Origin of the sequence: Cytobacillus sp. (assembly GCF_032154635.1) — a bacterium.
Lineage (GTDB): Bacteria > Bacillota > Bacilli > Bacillales > Cytobacillaceae > Cytobacillus.
The window spans coordinates 52,849-65,563 of record NZ_JALDXW010000025.1 but is presented as its reverse complement, the minus strand read 5'-3'; the positions used below and the strand labels follow the sequence as shown (position 1 = coordinate 65,563).

The 12,715-nt window shown below is 37.5% G+C and carries 13 protein-coding genes; 3 read left to right on the top strand and 10 right to left on the bottom strand.

The genetic code is table 11. The annotated features are described in order from the left end of the window. Positions 1-6 precede the first annotated feature (6 nt). Positions 7-1,191 (top strand): FtsW/RodA/SpoVE family cell cycle protein, encoded by a 1,185-nt coding sequence (locus tag RUH74_RS16665; RefSeq protein ID WP_313801996.1) that lies wholly within the window; start codon positions 7-9, stop codon positions 1,189-1,191. Between the two features lie 39 nt (positions 1,192-1,230). On the opposite strand, the gene RUH74_RS16660 is transcribed toward RUH74_RS16665, so the two are convergent. Beyond that, entirely contained in the window at positions 1,231-2,103 is an 873-nt protein-coding gene (locus tag RUH74_RS16660) for a sulfite exporter TauE/SafE family protein (RefSeq protein WP_313801994.1), read from the bottom strand. A 188-nt stretch (positions 2,104-2,291) separates the two neighbouring features. Between RUH74_RS16660 and RUH74_RS16655 the strand changes: the two genes are divergently transcribed. Together RUH74_RS16655 and RUH74_RS16650 are read left to right on the top strand one after the other, a co-directional pair. Continuing rightward, positions 2,292-2,729 carry a Dps family protein gene (locus tag RUH74_RS16655; RefSeq protein ID WP_313801992.1) on the top strand — a complete coding sequence of 146 codons (438 nt, stop codon included), beginning with the start codon at positions 2,292-2,294 and terminating at the stop codon, positions 2,727-2,729. A 141-nt stretch (positions 2,730-2,870) separates the two neighbouring features. After that, positions 2,871-3,497, top strand: coding sequence for a pyridoxamine 5'-phosphate oxidase family protein (locus RUH74_RS16650; protein ID WP_313801990.1), 627 nt, complete (start codon positions 2,871-2,873; stop codon positions 3,495-3,497). Positions 3,498-3,598: 101 nt separating this feature from the next. On the opposite strand, the gene RUH74_RS16645 is transcribed toward RUH74_RS16650, so the two are convergent. From RUH74_RS16645 to RUH74_RS16605, 9 genes are all read right to left on the bottom strand, one after another. After that, positions 3,599-4,642 carry a siderophore ABC transporter substrate-binding protein gene (locus RUH74_RS16645; RefSeq protein WP_313801988.1) on the bottom strand — a complete coding sequence of 348 codons (1,044 nt, stop codon included), beginning with the start codon at positions 4,640-4,642 and terminating at the stop codon, positions 3,599-3,601. A gap of 259 nt (positions 4,643-4,901) precedes the next feature. After that, positions 4,902-5,669: an iron ABC transporter ATP-binding protein gene (locus tag RUH74_RS16640; protein WP_313801987.1), complete on the bottom strand. Its 768-nt coding sequence runs from the start codon at positions 5,667-5,669 to the stop codon at positions 4,902-4,904. After that, positions 5,666-6,622 carry an iron chelate uptake ABC transporter family permease subunit gene (locus tag RUH74_RS16635; RefSeq protein WP_313801985.1) on the bottom strand — a complete coding sequence of 319 codons (957 nt, stop codon included), beginning with the start codon at positions 6,620-6,622 and terminating at the stop codon, positions 5,666-5,668. Before RUH74_RS16635 ends, RUH74_RS16640 begins: the two co-directional genes overlap by 4 nt. Further along, the gene (locus tag RUH74_RS16630) at positions 6,609-7,565 is read right to left on the bottom strand and encodes an ABC transporter permease (protein ID WP_313801983.1); all 957 of its coding nucleotides are present in this window, start codon (positions 7,563-7,565) and stop codon (positions 6,609-6,611) included. Before RUH74_RS16630 ends, RUH74_RS16635 begins: the two co-directional genes overlap by 14 nt. 252 nt (positions 7,566-7,817) lie before the next feature. Next, positions 7,818-8,609 carry a serine hydrolase gene (locus tag RUH74_RS16625; protein WP_313801981.1) on the bottom strand — a complete coding sequence of 264 codons (792 nt, stop codon included), beginning with the start codon at positions 8,607-8,609 and terminating at the stop codon, positions 7,818-7,820. Next, positions 8,606-9,616 carry an ABC transporter ATP-binding protein gene (locus RUH74_RS16620; protein ID WP_313801979.1) on the bottom strand — a complete coding sequence of 337 codons (1,011 nt, stop codon included), beginning with the start codon at positions 9,614-9,616 and terminating at the stop codon, positions 8,606-8,608. Before RUH74_RS16620 ends, RUH74_RS16625 begins: the two co-directional genes overlap by 4 nt. Before the next feature lie 17 nt (positions 9,617-9,633). Then, a complete protein-coding gene (locus RUH74_RS16615; RefSeq protein ID WP_313801977.1) occupies positions 9,634-10,548 on the bottom strand; it encodes a C40 family peptidase in 915 nt (304 codons plus the stop codon). Further along, the gene (locus tag RUH74_RS16610) at positions 10,532-11,641 is read right to left on the bottom strand and encodes a dipeptide epimerase (RefSeq protein WP_313801975.1); all 1,110 of its coding nucleotides are present in this window, start codon (positions 11,639-11,641) and stop codon (positions 10,532-10,534) included. Before RUH74_RS16610 ends, RUH74_RS16615 begins: the two co-directional genes overlap by 17 nt. A 29-nt stretch (positions 11,642-11,670) precedes the next feature. Beyond that, positions 11,671-12,591 (bottom strand): S66 peptidase family protein, encoded by a 921-nt coding sequence (locus tag RUH74_RS16605; protein ID WP_313801973.1) that lies wholly within the window; start codon positions 12,589-12,591, stop codon positions 11,671-11,673. Positions 12,592-12,715 lie beyond the last annotated feature (124 nt).

The following is a 12,715-nucleotide window of genomic DNA, read 5'->3' as shown; positions in this document are numbered from 1 at the left end:
TGGTAAATGAATAAGCCAAAAAAAGTTGCGGAACGATTTGATTGGACACTATGTTTGCTGTTATTTTTATTTTTTCTTATTAGCTGTGTTGCTATCTATAGCGGTCAAGCATCAGGTCAATATGAAGGAAACTTTGTACTTGGACAAATCAAAAACTATGCTGTAGGTATATTTATAGTCGCTGTTGTCATGTATTTTGACAGTGAACAAATTAAAAGACTGTCTTGGGTGTTTTATGGGTTGGGCATTTTACTCCTTATCGGGCTATTTGTACTTCCAGAAAGCATTGTTCCCCCAAAAAAGGGGGCATCCCTTTGGTATGTCACTCCGTTAGGACAAATTCAGCCATCAGAATTTGTTAAGGTCTTTTTAATTATTGCTTTAAGCAAGGTTGTCGCAAGTCATCATGAAAAAATTACAGCTAAAACGGTAAAAACAGATTTTCTGCTCCTTCTTAAACTTGGAATAATTACGGTTGTACCTCTAGGTTTAATTATCGTTGATGATTTAGGTACAGCACTTGTCATCATCGCGATCTTAGTCGGAATTATTATGGCATCTGGCATCACTTGGAAGATTATCGTTCCGATATTCGGATTAGGAGGAGTTGTTGCTGGAGCCATTCTTTATATGGTTATCTATGCCCCTCAAATTCTTGAAAAATATGTTGATACCTATCAACTCTTTCGGATTTATTCCTGGCTTGACCCAGTAGGCCATAAACAAGGGGCGGGCCTGCAGCTCTATAATTCATTGCTTGCTATTGGATCCGGGCTTATTACGGGAAAGGGCTTTGGCGACAGACAAGTTTATATACCTGATAGCCATACAGACTTTATCTTTAGTGTGATTGGCGAAGAGTATGGCTTTATTGGGGGCAGTATTGTCATTAGTTTATACTTCCTGCTTATTTATCACTTAACAAAAACAGCCCTTGATACGAAGGATCCCTTCAGTACGTATATTTGTGTCGGTATTATTAGTATGATTACATTCCATGTATTTCAAAATATCGGAATGACCATACAAGTATTGCCGATAACCGGAATTCCACTTCCATTTATCAGCTATGGAGGCAGCTCCTTAATGGGCAATATGTTTGCTATGGGATTAATATTCAGTATTAAGTATCACCAAAAACACTATATGTTCGAATCTGATTCCAATTATATTACAAAAAAAACAAGCTAAACTAAAAGGAGAAGGGGGATCCCTTCTCCTTTTAGTTTTTTATTTGCTTGCTGCCCATAGCTTTTTTTTCTTCCTTACTTTTATCATCGATCTTATGAAAAAGATGCCCGCAAAAACGGCTAAAAGAATAAGACCAATATAGCTTAAATCTACTAATTTCATTATTACACTTACTAAGGTTGCTAAATATAATGTGCCAAGCAATAGACTTATTTCTCGGTTTTCATAATATTTTATTAGTCTCACACCAATTTGTGAACCAATTAATCCGCCCACTACTAATACAAGTCCAATTTTATAATCAATTGATATTGTAAAAGCATAAGACAGAAAACCCCACGCAACAATTAATAGTACAGCAAACATACTCGAGCTAACAGCTTCTTTAGGGGAAATCCCTAAAAATGTTATGGAAAGGGGAACGATAATAAATCCTCCTCCTACACCAAGGGTAGTTGAAATAAACCCGGCAAACAAACCGATTAAAATCATTTTAACAATTGATGGTGAAGCAGGAGGAAGCTTGTCTTTCCCCTGATTTCTTTTTCCCTGCTTTAGCATCTTTAATGCAAAATAAGCAAGAAGGAAAATGTAAAAAATAGGAATGGCTAAATCATCCCACCCTTTCATTTCTAAAAAAAAGACAAACGGTTTGGCTATTTGTGTTGCTGCCATCCCACTGATGCCTAAAATCATCCCTTCTTTCCAAAGAATACTTTTCATACGAATATGTGCGATTATGCTCGAAAGCGAAGTACCAATTGTAAACAATAGGCTTGTCGCAATTGCCTCAAGAGGAGAAAGGCCAATTAACATAAGCATGGGTGTTAAAATGAATCCTCCTCCTACGCCAAAAAACCCAGCTAATACACTAATACATCCACCTAATAATAAAAATAAAATAATTTCCATAAGGACTCCTTACTTAGCTCTTTTACTTCCTATTGTAAATTATTTTTCTCATTTATGCCTTTAATATTAATCGAATGGACAGTTTTAAATTATACTAATTACTTATTTAAAATAATTACAATTTAGTATTGATTTTAATTTTATATTTGATATAATAGATTTAAAGATAACTAGAGGAGGAATTAAGAATGGAAAAATTATATTCAGCATTAAATGTTCAAGTTGCTAACTGGAGTATCCTTTATACAAAACTGCATCGTTACCACTGGTTTGTTAAAGGGCCGTTATTCTTTACATTACACGAGAAGTTTGAGGAATTATATAATGAGGCTGCAGGTATTGTTGATGAATTAGCTGAACGTCTCTTAGCAATCGGCGGAGAGCCAGCTGCCACTATGAAAGAATACCTTAACATTGCAACCATTGAAGAAACAAAAGGTGAAACAAATGCAAATGAAATGGTTTCAAGCCTTGTCAATGATTATAAACATCTAAAAATAGAATTAAAGGCACTTGCTGAGCTAGCCGAACAAAATGATAATGATGTGATTAATGACTTAGCAGTTGGTTTATTAGTGAAGCTTGACACACATATCTGGATGCTAAGTGCCTACTTAGGAGAATAATAGAAAGAACAAAAAAAGTCAGTGAATTTTGTCACTGACTTTTTCTTATGTTAATGTAATAAGGAAATAGCGTCCTAGAACACATATAGTTATTAATCAAGAATATAGTTTATTAGATTAATATGAAAGGAGAAATCATTAATGCATTTTAAACATACCGTTACTTCCGAGGATGAACTCCGCTCATTATTGGGCACACCTAGTAAAACAGCTGCGAATAAAACCATTTACCATTTAGATATTCATTGTAAGGAGTTTATTTCTAAGGCGCCGATCTTATTCATCTCTACAGCAGACACAGCCGGACATTGCGATACGTCACCTCGTGGTGATGATGCTGGTTTTGTACATATCATCGATGATCACACCCTCATCATCCCAGAAAGGCCCGGAAATAAACGGATAGATTCTCTTAGAAACATTCTATCAAATCCACATATTGGCATTCTTTTTGTTATTCCAGGATTAGAAGAAACGTTAAGAATCAATGGAACGGCAAAGGTAATTAGAGATGCAGATATCCTTGAAAAAATGACTTCTCATGGAAAAACTCCCCTGCTCGGCATCGCTGTACAAGTGGAAGAATGCTATATTCATTGCGCAAAGGCACTTAAACGCTCAAAACTTTGGCAGCCGGATACATGGGCAGAAAAGTCTGCCCTCCCCTATCCACCGAAAATTCTTGCTGACCATATTAATATGCCTGACGTTGACAGTGAAACCGTAAGAGTAGCGCTAGAAGAAAGCTATTCAAAGCGGCTATATTAAATTAAAAGTTTGATAGGCGATCGGACGCTCGCACTAGACCATTCTCTAACTCTCAAAATATAGAAGACCTGACTCCATTACAAGTCAGGTCTTCTTATTGTCTATTTTAATTCTGCCAAAACTTCATTGATTTTTGCAAGTTCAGACTCTAAGCCACCACCACTTAAGTACCAAAGTGGACCATCTAAGTATACGATACGATTGTTTTTGTAAGCTTCCGTTTTCTTAATGATTTCATTTTCCATATCTGTTTTGATGTTCGATTTTTCACCTATAGCTGCCGTACGGTCAATGACAAATAATACTTGCGGATTAAATTCCAAGATTGCTTCAAATCCAAAGTTAGAACCGTGAGATGAAGACTCAATATCTTCCGTTACTGGTTTAAAGCCATAGTTATCAAAGATATAACCGTAACGAGAATTTGTTGAGAAACCAGATAATTTCCCTTCATTGTACATTGTAACTAATGAAGTTTCATAGTTACCCGCTAACGCTTTGACTTCTTCTAATGCTGAATCAATTTTAGCTAGTTGTTCCTTAGCTTCCGCTTCTTTACCAAACATTTTAGCTGCAATATCTACAGAAGCTAAGAATGTGTTCCAGTAATCATCTTGAGATGTACCAACAAATATAACTGGCGCGATTTCTTTTAATTCTTCATAGAATGCCGATTGACGACCAGAAATAAAAATTACATCGGGATCCATTTCAGCAATATCTTCAAGTAATGGCTCCTTTAATGTACCAATATTGACATACTCATCAGAAGTGTAATCTTCAAGGTACGATGGCAAGCTTGTGTCTTTTGGAACCCCAGTGATTCCTTCCACACCAAGTGCATCTAATGTATCTAAAAATCCATAGTCAAAAACGGCGATTTTTTTAGGCATTTCGTCTAATGTAACATCATCAAAGGTAAATTTCTCACTGCTGTCTCTTCCCTCAGTTGAAGTAACTGTTGGAGAAATAGTCATTGGATACGCAGCACCTTGCTCAGCTGTGGCTGAATTACTTTCTTTCGCTTGTTCTTCAGCTTGAGTAGTATCTTTCGTTTTCTCTTTTGAAGCTTCTTCATTATTGCCGCAAGCTGTAAGCATAAGTGACAAAGCTAGTAGTGCGCTGGCAAACTTCCATTTTTTCATGTTCGTTCTCCCCTTTTATGTATTAACACTTTCTTATCATTAATGATTATCATTATCACTGATAACAATTCTCATTATAGGATCTTTACTCACTCTCGTCAATACCATTCTATAAACTTTTTTGGAAATTTTTATAATGATTAAAATATAATTTTATTGCCGTTTCTAGTAATGAGTTTTTTCAATAAAACACCTAGAGAAAACAAGTAAACGAGTAGCCCTTTCCTCTAGGTAAAGTTTTGTTAACTATTCTATTGGTTCACGCATGTGAATTGAAGTATACACAGATACGGCATCCATTTTGTTCTTGAATAGGAATATCCATATCATAAATTTCACGCAATGCATCTGAATTAATAATTTCATGAGTAGGACCGTTTTTTACAAGCTTTCCATCCTTCAACGCAACAATACGATCTGAATAAACCGATGCAAAGTTAATATCGTGTAATACAATGACAACTGTTTTGCCTAGTTCATCTACGAGTTTGCGTAAAATCTTCATAATTTGGACAGAATGCTTCATGTCTAGATTATTTAAAGGTTCATCAAGTAAAACATAGTCGGTATCTTGTGCAATAACCATCGCAATAAACGCACGCTGTTTTTGACCGCCTGATAATTCATCTAATAATTTATCTTGCATCTCCGTTAGGTTCATATATTCTAATGCTTGATCAACAAATTTTTCATCCTCAGCGGTCAAGCGGCCCCTCGAATAAGGGTAGCGGCCAAATGCAATAAGCTCACGTACCGTTAATCGCACATTCAAGTAGTTTGATTGTTTCAGAATGGAAACGCGCTTTGCAAAATCAGAAGACTTCCATTTTTTCACATTACCTTTATCAAGCAATACTTCCCCAGTATCTGCATCCAATAACCGGCTCACCATAGAAAGAAGTGTAGATTTACCTGCTCCATTCGGTCCGATAAACGATGTAATCGTTCCTGGCTCAATCGTGACAGATACGTCCTCTACAACAGGCTTTTTGCCAAATCGTTTCGTTAAACCTTTGATTTCAATCATCCTGCTGCCCTACTTTCCTTTAATAATAAGTAAATAAAGTAAATACCACCGATAAAGTTAATAATAACGCTTAACGTTGTACGCAATTCAAAAATATGTTCAACCAGGAACTGGCCGCCGACTAATGCAATAATAGCAATTAAGCTGGCACCCAAAATTAATATAGAGTGCTTATAAGTAACTAAATATTGATACGATAGATTCGCCACAATTAAGCCAAAGAATGTAATCGGACCAACTAAAGCAGTTGAAGTCGCAATTAATACCGATGATAAAATCAATATTTTCATTACCATCCGGTCATAGTTAATACCCAGGTTCATCGCATTTTCACGGCCTAATGACATGACATCCAGCCTGCCCATAATACGATAACCGTAAATAAACGCAATGAGTAAAATACCCGCTGAAATTAATAATAAGTCAGACTTTACATTTGAAAAGGTTGCAAATAAGCGGCTTTGCAGACTTAAATATTCCACTGGATCAATCAATACTTGCAGGAATGTCACAAAATTCCCTAAAAGCGTTCCTAAAATCATTCCAATTAAAAGGAGCAAATAAATTGGATGCTTATCAGCCCGGAAAAGAAAACGATATAAAATGAGAGCAAATACTACCATTACGATAATGGCTGCACCAAAGTTCAAATATTTATTTAGCACCCATACAGACATGGATCCTGCAAAGAAATAAATGAACGTTTGTACAACTTCGTACATGGAATCAAGTCCCATAACAGAAGGTGTTAAAATGCGATTATGTGTAATAGTCTGGAACACGACTGTCGAATACGCAATGGCGATCCCTGTTACAACCATTGCTGAAACACGAATCATCCTCCTTGGAAATGCGTAATCAAAACCGCCTTTTATATCATAAAATCCGTATAGCAAAATACAAATGATTGCTAATATCGCTAAGAAAATCAGCTTTGTACTATTTTTTCGCATATGCTCTCCCCCTAAATAACATAATTAAGAAGATCGCACTGCCGATTACTGCCACAGTCACATTAACTGGGATCTCATAAGGATGAATCACAATACGCCCAATAATGTCACATACTAAAAGGAACACTACCCCTAATGCAGCAGTATGTGGAATTGTTTTGCGCAAATTATCACCTAAGTATAGAGAGACAATATTGGGTACGATTAAACCTAAAAATGGAATCACCCCAACAGTCAGCACAACTGTTGTAGAAATAATCGCAACTAGAATAAGGCCTATATTTAATACTAGCTTATAGCTTAAGCCCAAATTTTTTGCAAAATCTTCCCCCATACCTGCGACTGTAAATTTATTTGCATACATATACGCTAAAATTACTGCTGGAATACTTACATATAAAAGTTCATAACGGCCAGCAATTACTAGTGTAAAGCTCCCCATTAACCAGGAAGAAATATTCTGAAGAAGGTCTGCTTCGTATGCAAAAAACGTTGTAATCGATGACAAAATATTCCCGTACATAATCCCGATTAACGGAACAAAAATGACATCCTTAAATTTAATTCGATCTAAAATTTGCATAAAAATAAATGTACCAGCTAATGCAAATGCGAAGCTAAAAATAATTTGTTGCGTGTACGTTACATTTGTTAAGAACAGCATCGAGATTAGGATGCCTAGTTTTGCTGCATCTAACGTACCAGCAGTCGTTGGCGAGACAAATTTATTTCGACTTAAAGACTGCATAATTAAACCTGCAATACTCATACCTGCTCCCGCCAATATAATCGCTATTAAACGAGGCACCCTACTGATTAAGAATATTTGGGTCTCATCCGAATTCCAATCGAGCAAGTCACTTACCTTAATATCAATCGCGCCTATAAATAACGATATAAATGACAGGACTATAGTTGCAATAATCAACATCCATAGTCTCATATGTAACCCTCATAAAGTGTATTCTCGGTATAACAATTGAAAGTAAATTATCATTCCAAGTGGAAGTTTTATTAAAAATTCTAAGACTTTTATATTAGAATCATTCCAATTAAGAATCATTCTCACTAAAGCCCAAAAAAATATTGATAATGAATCTCACTATCAATCTCAATTATAATTTAACTAAATTTCTGGAAAAATGTCAACAATATATTAAGCATTCGCCCTCGTTTTCACTAAATGTTCATAAACCTAGCTCATCAAATATTGCGAGATTAATTGACCAATAGATGACATTGTCTGTCTTCCATCATTTGAATGTCTTAGCTGATCAATTAAGACGGCAGCATACACGCTTTTTTTCTCGTATTGTATGATTGCACAATCATGCTCCATACCAAGTAGTTCACCCGTTTTGTTGGCAACCTTACATAGATTTAAATCAATCTGATCAGATAGCTTATTATTAAATTGCTGATTCTCCAACATTTCTTTAGCCTTGCTCGCGCTTTCATTAGATAAAACCCGATTTTGATCGATTTCCTTTAAGCAAGTAAGCATATCAAATGCAGTTGTGTAATTATCAAACCCGTTTTTCAATGCAGTAAAATCCATCATTTTTCGATTAAGCTCTGTATGCTGCAAATTCAGCTCCTTTATCCCCTGATTAATCTGATCCATTCCGATAAGATCAATTAATAGATTTGTAGCTAAATTATCCGAAACAATAATCATTAACGTCATTACATCGATTACTTTTAACGCTAAATCTCTTGATAATGCCTGAAGTACCCCTGCTCCGCCTACTTTTTCAACCGAAGCTATTTGAATCAGCTGCTGCAAATCAATAGTGCCTTTTTCGGACTGTCTAAAACATTCGATCAGAATCGGGATTTTAATAAGACTAGCCGAAGAAAACTTTCCTTCACTATTTATTTCTATTCGTTTATCTTCGGCTTCAATGATTAGACCCATTCTGCCCCTACATCTGGAAACTTCCGTATACACTTTCTCCTCAAGCTCATCAAAATCCATCTTCTTCATTTCATTCCCATCGCGTGTGTGTAGATTTGACGGTTATCAATATCTTTATTATACAAATGGCAGGCTACAAAGTGGTTCTTCTCTACCTCCTGCCATTCCGGCTTAACTGTTTGACATGCCTCCATCGCTAAAGGACAGCGGGTTTTAAATACGCAGCCACTCGGCGGATTAATTGGACTAGGAAGCTCCCCTTTTAAAATCATGCGTTCTCTTCTGTCCTCTACATCTGGGTCAGGGATTGGAATGGCTGATAAAAGCGCTTGTGTATATGGATGAAGGGGGTTTTTATAAAGGTTGGCGCTTGCTGTTTGTTCAACAAGATTCCCTAAATACATGACCCCGATTCTGTCGCTTATATGTTTGACCATCGATAAATCATGGGCAATAAAAAGAAAGGTTAATCCCTTTCTTTTTTGCAAATCCTTAAGCAAGTTAACAACTTGTGCCTGTACGGACACATCCAGGGCAGAAATAGGCTCATCAGCAATAATACATTCAGGATCGAGTGATAGCGCCCGCGCAATTCCAATCCTCTGTCTCTGGCCGCCGCTAAATTCGTGTGGATAACGATTGGCATGATCCCGATTTAAGCCAACATCCTCTAATAATTGGTACACCCGCTCCAAACGCTCCTTCTTATCTGGATATAGACCATGAACCTCCATTGGTTCAGAAATAATTTCTCTAACTGTGGAACGGGGATTTAACGAGGCATACGGATCTTGAAATATCATTTGCATTTTCCGCTGAAAAGCAAAACGTTCCTTTCCTGTCATTTTATGAACATCTTCCCCTTCAAAAATGACCTCCCCTTCAGTCCGATCATACAATCCAATGATTGTTCGCCCAGCTGTTGACTTTCCGCATCCAGACTCACCAACAATTCCAAATGTTTCCCCTTTCTTAATATGGAAGGAAACGCCATCAACCGCCTTTAATACCCGATCCTTTCCTAAAGTAAAATGCTTTTTTAGATTCTTTACTTCTAATAATGCATCCTTGCCCATTCCTTATCCTCCATTCCTTACCAGAAACGTCTTGCCTCACATAATTCCCTCTCATAAATCGTATCCTTTAATTCGATTATTTCAATGCATTTTCCTGTATTCGGAGAATGAATGAGTTTATCTTCTCCATAATATATCCCAACGTGATGAATGCTTCCTTTTCCTTCTTCATATGCAAAGAACAAAAGATCCCCCGGCTCTATTTCAGTTAATGCAATTCTTTTTCCTGCTTGAGCCTGGTCATGAGCATCACGTGGAATGATATAGCCATTCGCTTTACACATCGAATAGCTGAAACCCGAGCAGTCATAGCCAAAGCTGCTCATCCCGCCCCATAAATATGGCAATTGAAGAAATTTTTCACCAGCCGCTACAATATCTTTACCACTTCCCTTAGGAATCATTTCTAAGGAAGGATAGATAATGGCGTCCTCTGCCCTTAGAAACCCCTCTCCTGCTGGTGTTTGAACTTGAATCCAGTTCTCGTCCTTACTAATAACCGGAAGCATCGTTTGGTAGCTTAATACAAACTGCGGTTTCCGGTAATAAGAATATAGAGCTGCTCTTTTTTCGGAAATAACAGCGACTGGGCTTTCATTTATTGCCCAACTTTCCCGCAAAATCAATTGATCCTTAGGCATCCAGCCGGGGTACCCCAGCTGATCTTTAGAGGAAGACTGACTTGGAACAATAACGCGAACCCAATTCCCCTTCTCATCTATCACATGAACTTCTTCTCCGTATAAAACCTGTGTCTGCACTAAGTTTTTATTACAAAGCTCTAAACTATTCTCGTACGTTAAGCCACTCAGCCAGTCTTCAACATATGCAGGATGGCTCACTGCATTCTTATCTATTTCTCTTGGTGAATCATACGAAGTCCAAACAGTAGCGACTGTAACATCTACTAGCCATTTATGGTTTTTCTCCAATTGCAAGGCCTCCTTCAATATGAACATTTCTTATTCCCAAACCAGGCTCCTTCGGAATAGTGATCTTTCTTCCGTTGTATTTTATTCCTCCTTCGATCACTTCCTTGGCAAGCATTAAGGGAGCATCAAAGTCAAAACGTGTGATGTTCTTCTTACTTGCTGCAAAATGTGCCGCTGCCGAAATGCCAATTCTCGTTTCAATCATGCTGCCGACCATACATTCCATCCCGCAGACCTCTGCAAGCTGGTTAATAATTTGCGCTTGATATATCCCGCCTGATTTCATTAATTTTATATTAATTAAATCTGCACTTCTTGTCTTGATTACATCAAATGCTTGCTTAGGGGTAAATACACTCTCATCAGCCATAATTTGTGTATCTACATTGTCTGTTACTTGCTTTAGTCCTTCGATGTCCCAAGCCTTCACCGGCTGTTCTACCAGTTCTATATTTAGATCAAGGCGTTCCATTTTCCGTATCGCCTGAATGGCTTCCTTTGGTTTCCAGCCTTGGTTGGCATCAAGACGGATTTTTATTTTTCTGCCTACTCTGCTCCGAATTTCACGAATACGTTCAATATCTGTTAAAATATCATCTTTTCCGACTTTGACTTTTAAAACGTCGAATCCTTGCTGCACATAAGAAACTGCATCTTCCCCCATTTCTTCTGGCCCATTGACGCTCACTGTAAAATCGGTTTCAATTTCATCTTTATGTCCGCCTAAATACTGATATAATGGCAGTTTACATAGCTTAGACAGACAATCATAAAGTGCCATATCAACCGCTGCCTTTGCACTTGAATTCCCTACTAAAATCGATTGGATTCCTTGAAAAATTTCTTCATAGTTTCTTAAACTTTGATTCTCTAAGAACGGTTTTAGCACATGATGTATTGCTGATTCTATACTTGAAAGGCTCTCTCCTGTAATCACTACTGTTGGAGGCGCTTCACCCCAGCCAATGGTCCCATCTTCACATGTAATTTTTACAATAATTGAATCCGCTGTATGAACGGTTCTTAATGCCGTTTTAAATGGCTTCATGAGTGGTATTGCTACCCGATACGTTTCAATTTTGTCTATTTTCATTATCTCCCACCCTTTTTAAACACTTCCTGTTACTTGACCCCGCTATCAATCATTAACCGTTTTTCTGATGTGTCCATTTCTGCATGAACACCTAAAGGAATGGAAATATGCGGGGAGCAATGGCCGAATTTGAATCCCTTTAAAGCAGGTTTATTTGCTAAATGAGTATAATGAGAGATGACTTCATCAAGCTCCAGTGAAAGCTCTCTTTCGGGTACACAGTTATTAAAGTCCCCAATGAGCAGACCGGCTGCATCAGTAAGCTTCCCAGCCATATGCAACTGATTTAGCATACGGTCGATTGAACGAGGTTCTTCATTAATATCTTCTATTAGCAGCAGCTTCCCTTGCGTATCAATTTCAAATACTGTTCCAATGGTGCTTGCAAGTAGAGATAAATTCCCCCCAGTGATCTCCCCGCCAGCTTTTCCATCAATTAAAACTTCCAATTGGAAAAGGTCATTCGGATACTGAATCAAGGTAGGTTCAAACAATTGCTTAAAATATTCCTTTGATAATGGATCTGCATCGACCTTTCCAATATCTGATGCAAGCATTGGCCCATGAAAGGTAACAAGCCCCGTCTGCTGCCGGATAGCGGTATGCAAAAAGGTAATATCACTGTAGCCCCAGAATATTTTAGGGTGATTTTTCAGCATCTGATAATCTATTTGTGAAGCGATTCGACCAGTGCCATATCCTCCACCCGCACAAATAACAGCCTTCACTTCACTATCTAGAAACATAGTATGTAGATCTTCTAACCGATCCCTATCTTTCCCAGCCAAATAGCCATACTGGTCGTACACATGCTGGCCAAGCCTTACTTTCAGCCCTAATTCTTCTAAAAATGTAAAAGAACGCTGTAAATTCTCCTGATTTGGCGGGCTGGCAGGTGCAACAATGCCAACTGTGTCCCCTATCTTTAATCGGTGTGGTTTTACCCCCATGCTGTCACATCCTTTGCTTTTGTTAATCTTTCTCTACATCCATATTCAGTTTTCGAATAAATAAAGATCGTATGACTGATAATTTTTTTAAAAAGGGATGTTCAAAGCGAACATCCCCATTTTA